The sequence below is a fragment of the Rothia nasimurium genome, from assembly GCF_004569295.1.
Taxonomy (GTDB): Bacteria; Actinomycetota; Actinomycetes; order Actinomycetales; family Micrococcaceae; genus Rothia; species Rothia nasimurium_B.
In genome coordinates this window covers 1-17,026 of record NZ_SPQC01000050.1, presented here as the reverse complement: position 1 = coordinate 17,026, position 17,026 = coordinate 1, and the positions used below count along the sequence as shown (strand labels likewise).

The 17,026-nt window shown below is 60.7% G+C and carries 11 protein-coding genes and 1 riboswitch; of the genes, 5 read left to right on the top strand and 6 right to left on the bottom strand.

Translation table 11 applies throughout. The annotated features are described in order from the left end of the window. Window positions 1-169: 169 nt before the first annotated feature. A complete protein-coding gene (locus E4U03_RS10915) occupies window positions 170-4,048 on the bottom strand; it encodes a S8 family serine peptidase (protein WP_228066211.1) in 3,879 nt (1,292 codons plus the stop codon). A 290-nt stretch (window positions 4,049-4,338) separates the two neighbouring features. Further along, window positions 4,339-4,743: an S-layer homology domain-containing protein gene (locus E4U03_RS13655; RefSeq protein ID WP_322785922.1), complete on the bottom strand. Its 405-nt coding sequence runs from the start codon at window positions 4,741-4,743 to the stop codon at window positions 4,339-4,341. Between the two features lie 224 nt (window positions 4,744-4,967). On the opposite strand from E4U03_RS13655, the gene E4U03_RS10905 reads away from it, so the two are divergent. After that, window positions 4,968-5,471 carry a DUF4870 domain-containing protein gene (locus E4U03_RS10905; protein WP_135013761.1) on the top strand — a complete coding sequence of 168 codons (504 nt, stop codon included), beginning with the start codon at window positions 4,968-4,970 and terminating at the stop codon, window positions 5,469-5,471. Between the two features lie 4 nt (window positions 5,472-5,475). Here E4U03_RS10905 and E4U03_RS10900 read toward each other — a convergent pair whose 3' ends face one another. After that, a complete protein-coding gene (locus E4U03_RS10900) occupies window positions 5,476-5,901 on the bottom strand; it encodes a low molecular weight phosphatase family protein (protein WP_135013760.1) in 426 nt (141 codons plus the stop codon). Between the two features lie 262 nt (window positions 5,902-6,163). Here E4U03_RS10900 and E4U03_RS10895 point away from each other — a divergent pair, with 262 nt between their 5' ends. After that, window positions 6,164-7,348: a tyramine oxidase subunit B gene (locus E4U03_RS10895; RefSeq protein ID WP_228066210.1), complete on the top strand. Its 1,185-nt coding sequence runs from the start codon at window positions 6,164-6,166 to the stop codon at window positions 7,346-7,348. A 206-nt stretch (window positions 7,349-7,554) separates the two neighbouring features. On the opposite strand, the gene E4U03_RS10890 is transcribed toward E4U03_RS10895, so the two are convergent. Beyond that, the gene (locus E4U03_RS10890) at window positions 7,555-9,531 is read right to left on the bottom strand and encodes a M13 family metallopeptidase (RefSeq protein ID WP_135013759.1); all 1,977 of its coding nucleotides are present in this window, start codon (window positions 9,529-9,531) and stop codon (window positions 7,555-7,557) included. 278 nt (window positions 9,532-9,809) lie between these two features. On the opposite strand from E4U03_RS10890, the gene E4U03_RS13210 reads away from it, so the two are divergent. Together E4U03_RS13210 and E4U03_RS10880 are read left to right on the top strand one after the other, a co-directional pair. After that, a complete protein-coding gene (locus E4U03_RS13210; protein WP_135013762.1) occupies window positions 9,810-10,589 on the top strand; it encodes a Rho termination factor N-terminal domain-containing protein in 780 nt (259 codons plus the stop codon). A 91-nt stretch (window positions 10,590-10,680) separates the two neighbouring features. Next, window positions 10,681-12,189 carry an MDR family MFS transporter gene (locus tag E4U03_RS10880; RefSeq protein WP_167752405.1) on the top strand — a complete coding sequence of 503 codons (1,509 nt, stop codon included), beginning with the start codon at window positions 10,681-10,683 and terminating at the stop codon, window positions 12,187-12,189. A 92-nt stretch (window positions 12,190-12,281) separates the two neighbouring features. Here the strand turns inward: E4U03_RS10880 and metE are convergent, their stop codons facing one another. Both metE and E4U03_RS10870 read right to left on the bottom strand, forming a co-directional pair. Further along, window positions 12,282-14,612 carry a 5-methyltetrahydropteroyltriglutamate--homocysteine S-methyltransferase gene (metE, locus tag E4U03_RS10875; RefSeq protein WP_135013757.1) on the bottom strand — a complete coding sequence of 777 codons (2,331 nt, stop codon included), beginning with the start codon at window positions 14,610-14,612 and terminating at the stop codon, window positions 12,282-12,284. Between the two features lie 37 nt (window positions 14,613-14,649). Next, complete coding sequence (locus E4U03_RS10870; RefSeq protein WP_135013756.1) at window positions 14,650-15,561, bottom strand: methylenetetrahydrofolate reductase; 912 nt, start codon at window positions 15,559-15,561, stop codon at window positions 14,650-14,652. Window positions 15,562-15,664: 103 nt separating this feature from the next. Continuing rightward, window positions 15,665-15,754: riboswitch (SAM riboswitch) on the bottom strand. A 113-nt stretch (window positions 15,755-15,867) separates the two neighbouring features. Here E4U03_RS10870 and E4U03_RS10865 point away from each other — a divergent pair. Next, on the top strand, window positions 15,868-16,854 hold the full coding sequence (locus tag E4U03_RS10865; RefSeq protein ID WP_409348794.1) for an aldo/keto reductase: 987 nt from the start codon (window positions 15,868-15,870) through the stop codon (window positions 16,852-16,854). The last annotated feature ends 172 nt before the right edge of the window (window positions 16,855-17,026 follow it).

The window sequence follows — 17,026 nt, the reverse complement described above, 5'->3', positions numbered from 1 at the left end:
CTTGTTGGAAGAGGTGGATGAGTTGTTCTCGTTGGTGTTGGGTGAGTGAGCTTCGTGCTCGCATAGGAGATGCTCCCCATTAGTTGGTGACTGTTTTTTAGTAGTCCAACTTATGGGGAGCAGTTCAAACAGGGGTCGGGGCGCTTCTAACCTTCCTTACACAAGCGGATTACTTGTTAAGGACCTTCTGGTCGAAACGGTAGATGAAAGCTGCCATCTGATCGCGGTTAACCGGGTCGTAGGGGCGGAAAGTGCCATCGGGCCAGCCGGTGGTGATACCCTGCTCAGCCATCCAAGCAATCTCCTTGTAGAAGACGTGCTCGCTTGCTGAAAGATCCTTGAAGGGGCTGTTTGCAGGAACGGTGTATTCAGGTGAGCCAGCCATGCGGTAGAAGAAGGCTGCCATCTGGTCACGGTTCACAGGATCAGCGGGGCGGAAGGTGCCATCGGGCCAGCCGGTGGTGATACCCTGCTCAGCCATCCAAGCAATCTCCTTGTAGAAGACGTAATCGGTCGGTACATCTGAGAAGGGGGAGACAGCGGGCGGAGTGTACTGAGGTGAGCCAGCCATGCGGTAGAAGAAGGCTGCCATCTGGTCGCGCTTGACGGGCTCGTAGGGGCGGAAAGTGCCATCGGACCAGCCGGTGGTGATACCGCGGTTAGCCAGCCATGCAATCTCGTTGTAGAAGACATGGTCAGTGGGTACGTCGGTGAAGCGCGGGTTGTTGGTGGCAGGGGTCTTCAAACCGCTAACGTTTACAACCTGAGCCTTGTCACCGCGAGCATCTGCCTTGATGCCTGCCAGGTCACCGGTGGCGTTGTGCATGTGCAGGAAGAGTGCACGAGCATCGGTGGTGTCTGCTGCACGGTGGGCAGTCAGAGTGTTGGCCGGTGAAGCAACGAAGAGGGAGGTACCCACGGCCTGCTCGCTGCTGAAGTAGAGATCGGGTGCGTAGGGGTTGTACTTGACCCATTCAGTGCTTTCGATATTACCGTTGTGGTACCAGGTGCCTGAGTAGATCTTGTAGCGCAGGGCCTGGGCCTGAGCTGAGGTCAGGTTCAGAGCCTCCAGGCTAAGAGGCATAACCAGGGTGTTGGAGCCCATCAGGTTGGTGTCTACGTCACCGAAGGTGCCGTTGACAGGCTGTGAGCCAATCACCGACCACTGACCGTTGACCTGCTTGTAGAGGTTCACAACGGGCAGGTCGATACCCGGAATGCGGGTAGTCATCGCGAAGAACTCAGGGCGGCCGTCACCATTGACATCGAGGTCTACTTCGTAGAACCAGGTGCGGTTAATGGTTGCCCAGTTAGCCCAAGAAGCAATACCGATGTTGAGGTAGCCGGTAGTGGGGTCTTCACCCTGAGCTTCCAGAACAGGAGCGGTTGAGTTAGCACCTGCATACATGAGGTCGGCTACCTGAGATGAGACACTGCCCAGGGAGCTGGTGGGAATGCGAGGGCTTTCAACACCCAGCTGGAAGGCACCAACAGCGGAACGGTAGCCGCCCTGGTTGAGTTCAGTACCTGAGAGGGTGACTTCGGTGGCGTTTGAGCCGGGGCCGAACTCGATAGCTGAGTTAGCTACCTTCATATCGGCAACGGGCTTGGGAGCTACCTGCACGGGTACGCGCAGCTGAGTATCGCCCTCGGTCAGAATCAGACGTGAAGAAACGGTTGCCAGGTACTGGCGGGCATTTTCCTTATGGGTTTCGAGAGCCGCGGGGTCACGGTCCTTAGTGAGCTGGGAACCATCAAGGGTTGCGGTGAGAGTGATTTCAGCCTGGCCACCGGCAGGAACGGTTACGGTGCTGGGGGCACTGATGGTCGCACCGGTTACGGTGGAGCTATCGTCCAGAGCTACCTTGAAGGTACGCTCACGGTCGGAGTAGTTCTCAACGGTGACGTTGCGGGAGATGGTGAGAGACTCACCTACGGGAACTTCGGGTGCACCGAAGCTGGTTGAGACCTGCTCGGGGCGGTTGGAGTTGTAGACCAGAACGTCGGTGTTGACAGCAGCCAGGGCGTCAACACGGCCCGAGCCAACTCGTTCAACAGAGTAGACATTGCCTTCATCGGTAACCAGGTCGTGGTTAGCGGTGTTCATGATGGCAGCCTTGATTTCGGCGGGGCCGTAATTCTGATGAGCCTCCAGCACAAGAGCTGCGATACCTGCAACGTGGGGAGATGACATTGAGGTACCGGTCATGATGAGCGAATCAGAGCCCAAGCCAACACCAGCGGATCTGATGGAGGTACCGGGAGCAGCGACGTCGGGCTTAGTGAAGCCGTTTACACCAAACTGGCCGCGGCCGCTTGATGAGTTGAGGGTGTCGAGCGCGCCGGTCTCAAAGACGGTTTTGCCAATCCAGTCAGAATCCAGCTTGATACGCAGGGTACCGGCCTGGGCGGCAGGCAGAGCCTTCTCGGCATCTGCTACGGTCAGGCGGACGCCGGGGATGGTTGAGTTACCGGCGATACCTGAGGTTTCTTTCAGCACCTTGGACGCGAGGACGACGCCTGCGCCGCCGGCCTTCTCAATGTTGTTGAAGCGGACGGTGGAGCCACAGGGGAAGTTACCTTCGAGGTCTTCGGCCCAGTCAATCCAGACCCACTTGCCGTTGAAGTCGGTTCCCGCGGGGAAAGCTTCACAACCGTAGCGGTTGTTTTCGGGGGCCATGACAACTTCACCGGTGAGCTGGTCTTCAGATGCTGCAGCGTAGTTGAAGTTGATGCTGTAGTCGCCCTGGACGGGGCCAGCGATATTGGCAGGGGAGAGAATCTCGGCCTTGTCAGCGTAGGCGTAGGTTCCGATGGAGTTAGCTACGGTCAGAGCTGAGATGGTGTTACCGGGAGTACCCAGGATTGAGTAGGTATCGCCCTGGCCCTGGTAGCTGTTGGCGTTACCGGCTGCAATAACCGAGAGGACACCCTGGCGGTAGAGGGAATCAATGATGTAGTTTTCGGGGTCATCTACCGCGCCGAAGTCAGCACCCAGGGAGAGATTGACAATGTCTGCCTTGTCGGAGAAATCGCCGTCGCCGTTGGGGTCGAGGACGCGGTCGAGGGCTTGACCGGTGAGATTGGTGCTACCGTCACAGCCGAAGACACGTAGGCCGACGACCTTAGCTTCGGGGGCTGCCCCCGGGCCAATCTTCATGCCCAGAACATCGTCCTGGGTGAGCTTGGTGTAGTCACCGCGGAAGGTGCTGCCATCTGCATTGACGGCAAAGCCCGCAGCGCTACCTGCCACGTGGGTGCCGTGGCCGTTGGCGGTGCAGTCAAGGGGGTTGTTATCGGGCTTCGGTGCGTTAGAGCCGAGGTAGTCGTCACCGGCCAAATCGTAACCGCCGACGAACTTTTCGGGGTCGTAGAGGCCGCTGTCGGCAGCGGGCATATCGGCTGAGGCCTTAGCTTCATTGTAGGCTTCAACGGTGCCGGGGCCACCAAACGCTGCGTGGGTGTAGTCCACACCGGAGTCGATGACGGCGATGGTGACGTCCTTACCGGTCTTGCCGGTCTGTACCCAGGTGTTGAGGGCCTCGGTGGTGATAGCGGTACCGCCGTTGGCGCGTTCCTTGGGGACGATGCGGGAGATGCGAACAACGTCGCTACGCTGGGCCAGCGCGCGGAGCTCTTCGGCGTTACCGCGCAGAGCGGTTCCTCGCAGGGCATTGTGGGTGGTGTAGATGACCTCTGCATTAGCCTGGGTGGCGACCTGCTGGGTCTGGGATTCTACACGCTGGGCGATGGCTTCAACCTGGGCCTGGGCCTGCACAGGGTCACTTTCGCCAGAAAGGACGCTGCGAGGCTGGGTGCTTTCGTAAGCGCCATTTCCTCGGAACTGAACGAAGACCTCAACTGTGCCTTCTGCCTCTGCCAGTGAGCCCCCAATTTTGCTGGTGGCATCGTTGGCCTGAGTTGAAGGGTTGAGGTCTACATCGTATGCCTGGGCCGGTGGAGCGGCCATGGGCAAGGAAAGCGCGAGACCAAGCAGGGCAGCAGCACTGCCTTGTGCGGCCTTCCGTCGCATAGGATTCTTCTTCATGGGTTTCCTTAGGGTGTGTGTATTAACGCCCACGGGGGTGAGTGTCACTATCTATCTAACCGTTGTGAGGTGGGTCTCTGTCAAGGGGTTTCTCAAAATGTGTACGGAATTAACTGGACAGATAGTGAGCGACCCCTATCGTTTTACTGGGGTGATTAGTAGAACGTATAGGGGTTGCTAGTGAGAGGATCCGACTTAGTGCGAACCTTCCGCTACAGGTGTACCTCTTTTTAGCCAGGACGCTTTGGCCGTAGCGGTAGAGGAATGCTGCCATCGCATCGCGTTTTACTTCATTCCTGGGGACGGAAGGTGCCGTCTGACCAGCCGCGGCTAATGCCACGCTGGGCTAGCCATGAAATTTCTTCATAGAAGAGATTGCCAGGCTGGACGTCGGTAAAGCGCGGTGCATTCACCTGGGCTTGAGCGCTGACAGGCTCACGCTGGCCGGAGCGGACGTTCTGGGGCTGGGCGCTCTCAAAAGCGCCGGCGCCGCGGAACTGGACGAAGGCCTCAATGGTGCCCTCTGCATTAGCCAGGGATTCGCTGACCTTGCCTGCGGTGTTGCTGGACTGGGATGCCAGATCGCTGTCGTATGCCTGCGCCGGGGGCGCGACAAGCGGCAGGGAAAGAACCAGGCCCAGCAAGGCTGCAGCGCTACCCTGAGCTGCTTTCTTGTGGAAGGAGGATTCTTTCATGGGATTCCTTAGATGTGCACGTTCTGCATACATGAGTGGTGTATGTCACTATCTAATAAGCGGTCTGTGGGGGTTCTGTGTCAAGTGTTTTGCAAAAACAACGTGATTTTGAAGTGCTTGGCGTAACACAGAAATACATACACCTATGGGGTGCCACGCTCTGGCGAAGACAGGTGAATAGATAAGCTAGATAGCACAGTGGAAACAAGTAAAGGCGTACTACCATGACTGAACAGAATCAGAACCCTTACGGCAACTACGGCAATCAGAGCGAGCCGGGGCAGGGCCCCGCTGGTCAGCACGGTTACGGGCAGGGCCCCAATGTTGCTTCCCCGACCTATGATGCTTACGGCAACCTTATTCCTGCTGATGCCAAGAGCCTGGCCATGTTTGCCCATCTCTCGGGCCTGCTGGGCCTGATACTGACTGCATCTTTCGCGAGCTTTGTGGGGCCCTTGATCTTCTGGGCTATCTACAAGGACAAGCCGGGGTACGCCTTTGTACGCGTGGCTGCTGCGGGTGCCTTCAACTTTAATTTCACCCTCTGGCTAGTGAATATTGCCGCCTGGGTACTTACCCTTGTGACCTTTGGAATAGCGGGCCTATTTACCTGGATTATCTTCATCGGGGTTTGGATGGTCCTAATTGTCGTGCACATTCTTGCAGCGGTGAAGGCCAATAACGGTGAAGTTTTCACCTACCCCATGACCCTCACCGTGCTGAAATAAAACCCTAACGAGAAAGTTCGTCGAGCAGGGCCCTGACGCGGCTATCAATATCGTCGCGAATCAGGGCCATACGCTCTGCACCCTCAATACCCTGGTGGGAAGGCTCTACAATTTCCCAACGCTCGGTCTTAGCCAGAATCGCAGGGTCATCGGTTTCAAGCTGGGCAGCAGCCCCCACAATAACAATGCGGTCCGCGGCAGCTAGATCTTCGGCCGACGCGAACTTGGGGGTACCTGCACTCATATCTGCCCCAATTTCGGCCAGCGAAGCTGCCGACTCAGCATTCACCGCACTACCCACCGCAGCCTTGGTACCCGCCGAAGTTGCGCGCACGCGTCCTTGCGCATGAAGGTTCATGAGGGCCTCAGCCATCTGCGACTTACCCTTGTTGGACTGGCAGATAAAAAGGACGCTGGGGGAGGGGTTCACGGGGCCTCCTCGGGGCTGGTGCGGGTGGGCTACTACCCACCCTGGTGAGACGCGTACAGAGACGACCTTACCGCCTCTTGCTTAACATCGCATGAATTCTTAAACGACCTGTCTAGCAGGTTGAGCCGCTCTACAGCAAAAGCACGCGGAACAGAGCCCTACCACCTGCCAGGTATGCCCAAAAACTCGTTTATCTGCACCCGGCAAAAGTGTTATGTTGATTCGTCTGAACTTTTAACACTCACAGTTGGAGATCCCCCGCTTGACTTCACACGACGCCTACCTCAACGCAGCCGTTGACCCCGAACTCAACCCCGTCTTCCCCCGCATCGACTTCCGCTACCTCTCAGAAGCCGACATGATTGCAGCGGGCGTACAAGACGTTGCCGCCTGCACCGACGCCATGGAAGAAGCCCTGGCCATGCACGCCCGCGGCGACTACCGCATGGCCGGCCACAACGGCGAATCCCACGGCGCTAAGGTACAGTTCCCCGTCAACCCAGCTCACGAGGGCATGCCCGCCGACGGCCCCGACCGCCGCTACGTCGCCATGCCTGCCTACCTGGGCGGCTCCTTCCGCACCATGGGTGTCAAAACCTACGCCTCTAACATCGACAACCGCGAGATTGGCCTACCCCGCTCCATTCTCATGCTCACCCTCAACGACGCAACCTCTGGCGCCCCCCTGGCCTACATGAGCGCCAACCTGCTCTCGGCCTACCGCACCGGCTGCGTCTCCGGTGTCGGCGTCCGCCGCTTCGCCCCCAAAAACGCCAAGGTGCTCGGCCTGCTGGGCCCCGGCGTCATCGCCAAAGCAACCGTCGCAGCCCTCATCGAAGCCCGCCCCACCGTCGATACCATCAAAGTGCTCGGCCGCTCCCAAAAGGGCATCGACACCTTCATCAGCTGGGCCGAAGAAACCTACCCCGGCATAAACGTCATCGACGTTGAAGAATTCGAAGAAGTCGTGCGAGACTCAGACATCGTCACCTTCTGCACCTCAATCCACGTGGGCGACCCCGAAACCTACCCCACCGTCCGCCGCGAATGGGTCAAGCCCGGCGCCTTCTTCGCCATGCCCGCCGCCTGCAACCTCGACGAGGGTATGTTCGAACCTGACGTGCGCAAACTCGTCGACAACGCCGGTATGTACGACGCCTGGGCCGAAGAAACCGAACCCGGCAAGTCCCACAACTACGTCTCCATCATCGGCTGCAAGTTCAACGACCGCATCCACAACGGCCTCATGGCCCCAGAAGAACTACGCGACATGGGCGAAGCCCTCAACCACCCCGCCCCCGAGGACGACGAAGAAAAAATCACCGTCTACTCCGTCGGCGGCATGCCCATTGAGGACGTCGCCTGGGGCACCGTGGTCTACCGCAACGCCGTCCGCAAGGGCATCGGCACCGTGCTGAACCTCTGGGACGTCCCCGCAATGTCCTAGCCCTCGGGCACACACATACTACTAAGGGTGCAGGGGCTTTCCCCTCCGGTGACTAACCTTCTCGAGCTCGCGCTGGCGCGCTCCCCCGATTCATGCCAGACCCAGCCAGTCGCCTTCCGGGGAAAGCCCCTGCACCCACCAGGAATGAGTGTTTAGGTAGGTTGCTATAGAAGCACGGCCGTCCCCAGCACTTTATATAGTTTCTTCTACCAGATACGCACGCGCTCCTCCGGTGCCAGGTAGAGGGCGTTCTCGGGCTGTACGTCGAAGGCGGTGTAGAACTCGTCGATGTTGCGGACCACGCCGTTGACGCGGAACTCCTCGGGGGAGTGCGGGTCGATGGCCAGGAACATCTCGGCGGTCTGCGGGCGGGTCTTCATACGCCAGCCCTGGGCCCAGGAGATAAAGACGCGCTGGGTGGCAGTCAGACCGTCGATGACGGGGGCGGTCTCGAGGGTGAGGCGCTGGCGTTCCAGGTAAATCTGATAGGCCTTGAGCGCGATGGAGAGACCTCCTAGGTCACCGATATTTTCGCCCAGGGTCAGTTCGCCGTTGACGGTGAACTTCTCGGGGTCGAGGCCGGTGGGGGTGTAGCCGTTATACTGTTCCACCAGGGCCTTGGTGCGGGCGGTGAATTCTTCGCGGTCGGCGTCCGTCCACCAGTTATTGAGCGCACCGGTGCCGTCGTACTTGGAACCCTGGTCGTCGAAACCGTGGCCGATCTCGTGGCCAATGACGCCGCCGATAGCGCCGTAGTTGACGGCAGCGTCCGCGTCCACGTCGAAGTAGGGGGCCTGCAGGATTGCGGCGGGGAAGACAATTTCGTTGGACGGGGGCATGTAGTAGGCATTGACGGTCTGCGGGGTCATGAGCCACTCGGTCTTGTCAACGGGCTCGTTGATGCGGGCAACCTGGAATTTGTGCTCAAAGACGCCCGAGCGGCGCAGGTTCTCGAAGAGGTCGTCGGTCAGTTCCAGGGCGGAGTAGTCGCGCCACTTGTCGGGGTAACCGATCTTGGTGACGAACTTGCTGAGCTTCTCGAGGGCGCGGGCGCGGGTCTCGTCGGTCATCCAGTCTAGGCCGGTAATGGAGCGGTGGTAGGCTTCGAGCAGGTCGTCTACCAGTTCCATCATTTTGGCCTTGTGGGTGGGCGGGAAGTGAATCGCCACGTACTCCTTGCCCAGTTCTTCACCCAGGGAGCCTTCGACCAGGCCGACGCCGCGCTTCCAGCGGTCACGCAGCTCTTCGGAGCCCGAGAGGGTGCGGCCGTAGAAATCAAAGTTCTCTTCAACGATGGCCTGATTGAGATAGGGGGCACGGGAGTGGGCCATGTGCCAGATGTACCAGAGCTTCCAGATAAAGAGGGGAGCGGTGGCCCACATCTGGGCGGCTGCTTCAAAATAGGAGGGCTGGTTGACCACAACGGTACCGGCCTTTTCGGTGGAAATGCCCATGCCAGCTAGCCAGGTGGTGAAGGGGAAGCCGGGGAACTTCTCGTCTAGCTCGGCGGCGTCTACCGGGTTATAGCGCTGGTCGGCGTCGCGGGTGCGCACGTTATCCCAGTGGTGGGAGGCAATTTCGGTCTCGTGGGCGAAGACGGCGCGGGCGGCGTCCGCCGGTTCAAGACCGAAGTTTTCGGCCAGGCCGGTCAGCTCAAACATGCGCTCAATGTGGGCGACGTAGGCGTCACGGAGTTCGGCGTACTTCTCGTCGCGGTAGTAGGACTCATCGGGCAGACCCAGGCCGGTCTGCGCCAGGTAGAGCACGTACTTCTCGGGGTTCTTCGCGTCGATGCTGGTGTACCAGCCGAAGGGGCCACCGTGGCCCTGGCGGTCAAGCTCCGCCATGACCTGCACAAAATCATCGGGGGTAGCCGCGTCCAGCACCGGCTGCACCTCGGTGAGCAGCGGGTCGGCGGCGTCCGCCTCAATTTTCTCGGTGTTCATGAAGGACGAGTAGAGGGCGCCAATGCGTGAGGACGGCTGCTCGGCGGCGAACTTCTCGACGATTTCGCGCACGCGCTCCTCGGCGGCGTCGCGGAGGAAATACATGCCGCCGTCGCGCGAGCGGTCGGCGGGGATGACGTGGGCGTCGTACCAGGTGCCGTTGACGTAACGGAAGAAGTCGTCGGCGGGGCTGGTCGCGGGGTCAAGGAAGCTAGTGTCGATACCTGAGTTAGTCATATCACCTAGTTTAGGGGTGCGGACGCCACCCGTCAGGTGCCGTGCGCGGGTTCGGCTCAGAGCGTGAGCGGGAGGGGCTGTTTCGACCCTTTCCGCTACCCCGTGTTCTGCCGTCCCGCCATTTTGTACCGCGCCCTGCCCATTTTTTGGGTCCAAAGTGGGCAGGGCGCGGTACAAAGTCTGTAGGAGGGGCGTAACCAAACCGTGCCGTGCTTGGGGTGGCGCGTGACCGGGACTACGCTTAGGCAGTAAGAACACTGATAAGTGGAAGGTGAACCATGGGCAAGAAACCAGAAATCAGCAAGGAACTCAAGCGCTCCAGTGAGAAGGCACAAAAGCGCTATGTGAAGACCTACGCCAAGGCTCTAGACAAGCACGGCGATGAGAAGAAAGCCCGCAAGAAGGCCCAGAAGAAGCTTGAGAAGAAGTACGAGCTGGTGGACAAGAAGTACGAAAAAATCTCTGACAAGCCCCAGGCTGCCCCTAAGAGCAAAGGCAAGGGCAAGGACGCCGCCGCCCCCTCTACCGGCAAGGGTAAGAAGGGGGCCGAGAAGGTAAAGGCAGAGAAGAAGTCTGACAAGAAGGACTCGAAGAAGGTCGAGACCAAGAAGCCCCAGAAGGCTAAGAAAGCTGAGTCCAAGAAGAGTGAGCCGAAGAAAGCAGATAAGAAGGACTCAAAGAAGAAAGCCAAGAAGGGCATAAAGAGCGCGGCCCAGCGGGAGGCTGAGCTGATTCTGGCTGAGACAGCTGAGAGCCTGGAGGAAGCTGCCGGCTACGAAGAGATCCTTGATGTTGAGATCCTGGAGCTTGTTGACCCCGCTGACTTCGACGAAGACCTGACCACCGAACCCCTGGTCGAGGCCTCTGCCCAGGAGGATGCGGCGTCCGCCCCCGACCTGCAGGACGACGATAACCAGACCTTCCTGGTGGCAGAGGTGCGCCCCCTGGCGGAACTGACGCGTGCTGAGCTCTATGAGCTGGCGAAGCAGCTTGAGGTGCCGGGCCGCTCGTCCATGAACAAGGGTGATTTGCTGATTGCGGTGCGTGCCGCCCAGTAAGCCATCTCGCCCGGCTCGCCTAGGCAGGTGTGAGCAAGACGCTATATACGCCCCCAGCCGCGAAGAGTAGGCTTAAACGCCTATGTCTTCTATGCAAACACACTCTCACCCCGAAACCGGAGCGCACGCGGTCACCGAACCGGCAGCGCATACTGTATCAATGCCCGCCGCCCATAAACTAGAGCACCAGGAGTTCCTGCTCCTGGCCATTATGGTCATCGCGGCTTTCGTGCTGATTCTGAATGAAACCCTGCTGGGCGTAGCTCTGCCCGACATCATGTCAGATCTGAACATCAGCGCCTCCACTGCCCAGTGGACCTCCACCGGCTTCATGCTGACCATGGCAGTCGTAACCCCGGCTTCTGGCTTCATCATCTCCCGCTATTCCATCCGCGCGGTCTTCGTAGGCGCTATGGCCCTGTTCTCCCTGGGCACCCTGGTGGCTGCCACCGCCCCTGGCATCGCCCTGCTGTTGGTCGGACGCGTGCTCCAGGCAGGCGGTACCGGCGTGATGATTCCGCTGCTGATGACGACCATGATGCGCCTGGTTGCCCCCAGCAAAATCGGTCAGGCTATGGGTCTTATCGGTATGGTCATTTCGGCGGCGCCGGCTGCTGGCCCCACCGTCTCAGGTCTTATTCTGAACGTCGCTAGCTGGCGCTGGCTCTTCTGGCTGATTCTGCCCATCGGCATTATCGCCCTAGTGATTGGTCTGCGCCTGGCCCCGGCTGAGAAGCCCGAGGGCGGCTCGCAGAAGCTCGATGTCTTCTCTATCGTCCTCTCAACCCTGGGCTTTGGCGGCCTGGTGCTGGGCCTGTCGTCCATGGGCGGCGACTCATCTCACGGCGGTGCCCACCTACCCGTTAACCCCTGGGTTATCGTGGCTGTCTCGGTTGCCCTGCTGGCCGTGTTCGTGCGCCGTCAGATTCAGCTGCAAGACCGCGGCCCCTTTATGGACCTGCGCATCTTCCGCGCCCGCCCCTTCACCCTGACCGTCATCATGACCTCCCTGGGTATCGGCGTCATGCTGGGTACCGCAATCATGATTCCCCTCTACGCCGCAAACGTCCTGGGCATGAGCGCCCTGCAAACCGGCCTAATGCTGCTGCCCGGTGGCGTGCTCATGGCGGTGCTGAGCCCCTTCGTCGGCCGCCTGTCGGACCGCTTCGGCGCCCGCACCCTGGTCATCCCCGGTGCCCTGCTCTTTAGCGCCTCCATCTGGCTAATGAGCACCTTCAATACCCAGACTCCCGTCTGGTACCTGGTGGCCACCTACATGCTCATGACCTTCGCCCTGCCGCTGATTAACACCCCTATGATGTCCCTGGGGCTGGGCTCTCTTGACCAGGAGCTGCACGCTTTCGGTTCCTCGGCCATGACTACCTTCCAGCAGGTATCCGGTGCCGCAGCAACCGCCCTCTTTATTGCTCTGCTGGGTATCGGGTCGGCCGCCCACGGTGGCACCGGTGTAGGGGCCTACATGGCCGGTGTGCACCTGGCCTTCCTGGTAGCAGCCTTCATGTCGCTGGCTTCTATCGTGGTAGCCCTGCTTCTGCCCGCCGGCAAGCAGGCTGCCGGAAGCGCCCCTATGGCCCACTAAGGCCGCACCTGCACTTCACGGATGCAAGGACGCCGCCCCCACCCTCCTGCCAGGCGGCAGGGAGGGCGGGGGCGGCGTCCTTTTGCTTACCCCTAGACCGCTACGTTGAGGCTGGCTCGTACAGCCTCGGTAGCGGCAACTAGAGACTCGATGGAAGCCTTGGTCTCCTTATAGGCGCGGGTCTTCAGGCCGCAGTCGGGGTTAACCCAGAGCTGACGGGCGGGGATATGCTCCAGGGCAGTAGTCAGCAGCTTCTCGACCTCGTCGACCTGGGGCACACGCGGGGAGTGAATGTCCCACACGCCGGGGCCGATGCCGCGGTCGAAGCTCTCGGGCACATCGGCCAGTAGCTCCAGGCGGGAGCGGGCTGCCTCAATCGAGGTGACATCGGCGTTCAGGGCATCGATTGCTCCAAAAATCTCGTTGAACTCCGAGTAGCACAGGTGGGTGTGGATCTGGGTGGAGTCGGCAACCTGCGAGGTCGCCAGGCGGAAGGCACCGACTGACCAGTCGAGGTAGGCAGCCTGCTCCTCGGTGCGCAGGGGGAGCAGCTCGCGCAGGGCGGGCTCATCCACCTGAATGATGCGGGTGCCTGCTGCCTCAAGGTCAGCAATCTCATCGGCCAGGGCCAGCGCAACCTGGGTAGCGGTCGCCGCCAGAGGCTGGTCATCGCGCACAAACGACCAGGCCAGAATCGTCACCGGGCCGGTGAGCATACCCTTGACCGGCTTATCGGTCTGCTGCTGCGCGAAGCTAATCCACGGCACCGTAAAGGCCTCACCGCGAGTACCCGCACCGCTACGCTTCACATCGCCCCACAGAATTGAGGGGCGGGTACAGCGCGAGCCGTAGGACTGCACCCAGCCGTGCTCGGTCGGCGCAAACCCGTCGAAGTTCTCCGCAAAATACTGCACCATGTCGTTACGCTCAGCTTCACCGTGCACCAGCACATCCAGCCCCAAACGCTCCTGGAAGTCAATCACACAGCGAATCTCCTCCCGCAGGTGAGCATCGAGCTCTTCCCTGGTCAGCGCACCCTTGTGGTAGTCTGCCCGCAGTGAACGAATATGACCGGTCTGCGGGAAAGACCCGATGGTGGTGGTCGGCAGCAGGGGCAGGTTCAGGTCCTCCTGGGCCTGCTGACGCACCTGAGCGGACGGACGCTCGTAGTTCTCGGGGGTAATGGAGAGGGCGCGCTCGCGGATGCAGGGGTCGTTGACTCCGCTGGACTGGGCGCGCGCTGCTAGCGCTGCCTTGGCCTGCTCAACCTCGGAGGCGATAGTCTCGGGCCCTTCGGCGAGCCCCCGAGCGAGCAGGGCAACTTCGCTGACCTTCTGGTGGGCAAAGGCCAGCCAGCTGGTGAGCTTCTGGTCGAGCCCGGTTTCCAGGTCAAGGTCGTAGGGCACGTGCTGCAGGGAGGTTGAGGTTGAGACGGACGCCGCCCCCACCGCCTGCAGGGTGTGGAGGGAGGCTGCCAGGTCGTTGCGCCAGATATTGCGGCCGTTCACCACACCTGCCACCAGCAGGGGAGCCGAATCGCCGCCGAAGAGGCGGGCGAGGGCGTCCTGATCATAGCCGGTAGATACCAGGTCAAGGTGCAGGGCCTCTACGCCCGAGGTAGCCAGGGGTTCTAGCAGACCAGCCAGGTTGCCGTAGGGGCTGGTGACTAGCAGGGAGGGGCGGTCAGAGAGCTGGGTGAGCTCCCCGTAGGTCTTCTCAATGAGCTGCGCCAGCTCGGCTTCACTCACAGCCTGGTCAGCGCCCAGGGCAGGTTCGTTGAACTGAACCCAGAGCACACCGCGGCCAGCCAGGTGGGCGAGCAGATCCCGGTAGAGGGGCAGCAGGTCTGCTAGACGGTCGAGGGGTGCGAAGTCGGCGGGGGTGCCGTCCTCAGCTTTTGCCAGGAGCAGGTAAGTGAGGGGGCCGGTGATGCTGGGGCGGGCGGACGTCCCCGCCGCCTCAGCGGCTGCCAGCAGGTCGTCGAGAGCTTCAGTGTTGAGGGTAAAGCCGGTGGTCGGGCCGATTTCTGGTACCAGGTAGTGGTAGTTGGTGTCGAACCACTTGGTCAGCTCCAGCGGGGGCAGGTGCTCGGTGCCGCGAGCCAGGGCGAAGTAGCCGTCCAGGTTAATCAGGCCGCGGTCGTCGCGTACCGACTCGAAGCGGGCGGGCAGGGCGGTGAAGAGGCGGGTGGTATCGAGCACCTGATCGTAGAAGGAGAAGTCTGCGGGAATAGCGTAGTCGTTGGTCAGACCGCGCTCGGTGAGGGCGCGGTAGGCGTCCTGCTGAATCTTCTGGGCGGTCTGCTTCAGTTCGTTCTGGTCGGACTTACCCGCCCAGTAGGCTTCAACAGCGCGCTTGAGTTCGCGGCGGGCGCCGATACGGGGGTAGCCGGTGATGGTTGCGGTGGGGAAAACGGTGGTCATGGTGGTGTCTTTCTGTGAGGTCTTTGGGCCGATATTTTTAGGCGTAGGTTAGTTCGGCCAGGGGGTTTTCAAAGCGGGTGCTGTAGCGGGGCAGGTCGACCCGCTCGAGAACGTCCAGCACCGCTGCGTGTTCATTGAAGGTGTAGAAGTGGATGCCGGGGGCACCGGCGTCGAGAGATTCTTGGAGCAGGCGGACGCCGAACTCCACCCCGATACGGTGCCGTTGGGCGTCCCCGCTTGCGGTTTCAAGGTCGTAGGCCAGTTGCTGGGGCACGGGCAGGCCCGCTAGTGAGCAGAGGGTGGTGAGCCTGCGCAGGCTGGTCACCGGCATGATGCCCGGAATCAGGGGCAGGGTTACCCCCGCGGTTCGGGCCCGCTGCACCAGGGATTCGTAGCGGGTCGCCTCAAAGAAAACCTGGGTGATAGCGAAGTCAGCCCCCGCCCTCTCCTTGGAGAGCAGAATTTCAATATCCTGCAGTTCCGAGCTGGACTCCGGGTGCCGGGAGGGGTAGGCAGCTACCCCCACCGCCACGCGTCCTGCCGCTAGGTGGGCAAAATCCTGGGTCTCCACCCGGCGGATGAGCTCCACCAGGGACCGGGCAAAGGGGATATCGGGAGCCTGCGTGTTGCCCAGCGGCAGGTCACCGCGCAGGGCTAAAAACCCGCGGACGCCGATTGCCAGAATACGGCGAACAGCAGCTTCCAGCTCCTCGGCGGTGTGCCCCACACAGGTGAGGTGAGCCAGGGGCGTGAGCCGGGTTTCATGAACCAGATGGTCTAGCAGGGCCAGGGTTTTCTGCTTACGAGCCCGGTCACCGGAATAGGTCACCGACACATAATCGGGGTTAGTAGGTGCCAGCTGGTCGATAGTCGTCAGCAGACTCTCGCAACTAGCAGAACTTCGCGGCGGGAAGAGTTCGTAGGAGAGCGCCGGTATATGGGTACTCATGGTTTCCTTACAGGTCGTTGGGTAGACCCGAAAGAATGCGGTGGCCGCTCCCACTGGTGGCGGGAGGGCGCCACCAGTGCGGTGGGTGGACCGCTGGTGATGCACTCTATCGGTCCTAGCAGGAGCACCTTTTCCGTCAGGGTGGTTGCTGCGACGTCATCGAGCTAGGTCTCTCGGTCGCTCTGGATAGATTTGATGGTTCTACACTAAAAGCGCAGACAGGGCGCTGGCAAGAAACCGCTGCTCTGTGTAGCTTTTTGACTCTGTGTCGGGTGTGTTGAGACACATGACAGTAATATGACGGGTATGAGCATTGAATACCGTCAACTGGGAAAAAGCGGCCTCACCGTTTCAAACGTAGGCCTGGGCTGCAATAACCTGGGCCGCGCCAAAACCGCCACCGAAACACAAGCCGGAACCAACGCCGTCCTCACCGCTGCCGTTGAAGCCGGCATTACCCTTTTCGATGTCGCCGATATCTACGGGGCTGAACCGGGCGTTTCTGAAACCATGTTTGGGCGGGCCCTGCGCGAGACCGGAATCGACCGCGATGAGATTGTAGTTGTCTCCAAGTTCGGTATGGATATGGGCGGGGCCAACGGCACCGATCACGGGGTGCGCGGCTCCCGACGCTACATTATGCGGGCAGTTGAGGCGTCCCTGAGCCGCCTGGGCACCGACTACATCGACCTTTACTTCCACCACACCCCCGACCCCGCCACCCCCATCGAAGAAACCCTCTCAGCCCTGGGCACCCTGATTGAGCAGGGCAAGGTGCGCTACATCGGGTCGTCCAACCACACCGGCTGGCAGATTGCCCACGCCGAACACCTGGGCCGGGCGCTGGGGCACCGTTATATTGCGGCTGAAAACCACTACAACCTGCTTGACCGTCGCGCTGAGCTCGAGGTGCTACCCGCCGCCCGCGAGTTCGGGCTGGGCGTACTGCCCTACTTCCCCCTGGCCAACGGGCTACTGACGGGCAAGTATTCCCGCTCTTTTGCCCCTGCCGATGGGCGCCTGACCCGTATCAAGCCCGATATCTTGGACGGCGCTAACTGGGATCAGCTCGAAGCCTTCTCAGCCTTTGCCGCCGAGCGCGGCCTGACCGAGGTACAGGTCGCCTTCTCGTGGCTGGCCCAGCAGGAGCCGGTTGCCTCCGTGATTGCCGGTGCCACCACCGAGGAGCAGGTGCGCGCGAACGCGGCTGCCGTCGTCCGCCGGTTTGACGCGGACGAACTCGCCCGCCTCGACGAGATCTTCCCGGCCCCGCCGAAGGTGGCGCTTTTCTAAAGTACTAATGCGAATGTAAAGCCCGCTTTGCCTCCCGGTCTCAAAGTGAACTGCTCCCCATAAGTTGGACTACTAAAAAACAGTCACCAACTAATGGGGAGCATCTCCTATGCGAGCACGAAGCTCACTCACCCAACACCAACGAGAACAACTCATCCACCTCTTCCAACAA

Excerpts from the sequence above, each read along its gene's own strand:
- E4U03_RS10915 (WP_228066211.1), bottom strand. The coding sequence starts at position 4,048 with ATGAAGAAGAATCCTATGCGACGGAAGGCCGCACAAGGCAGTGCTGCT.
- E4U03_RS13655 (WP_322785922.1), bottom strand. The coding sequence starts at position 4,743 with ATGAAAGAATCCTCCTTCCACAAGAAAGCAGCTCAGGGTAGCGCTGCA.
- E4U03_RS10905 (WP_135013761.1), top strand. The coding sequence starts at position 4,968 with ATGACTGAACAGAATCAGAACCCTTACGGCAACTACGGCAATCAGAGC.
- E4U03_RS10890 (WP_135013759.1), bottom strand. The coding sequence starts at position 9,531 with ATGACTAACTCAGGTATCGACACTAGCTTCCTTGACCCCGCGACCAGC.
- E4U03_RS13210 (WP_135013762.1), top strand. The coding sequence starts at position 9,810 with ATGGGCAAGAAACCAGAAATCAGCAAGGAACTCAAGCGCTCCAGTGAG.
- E4U03_RS10880 (WP_167752405.1), top strand. The coding sequence starts at position 10,681 with ATGCAAACACACTCTCACCCCGAAACCGGAGCGCACGCGGTCACCGAA.
- metE (WP_135013757.1), bottom strand. The coding sequence starts at position 14,612 with ATGACCACCGTTTTCCCCACCGCAACCATCACCGGCTACCCCCGTATC.
- E4U03_RS10870 (WP_135013756.1), bottom strand. The coding sequence starts at position 15,561 with ATGAGTACCCATATACCGGCGCTCTCCTACGAACTCTTCCCGCCGCGA.
- E4U03_RS10865 (WP_409348794.1), top strand. The coding sequence starts at position 15,868 with ATGAGCATTGAATACCGTCAACTGGGAAAAAGCGGCCTCACCGTTTCA.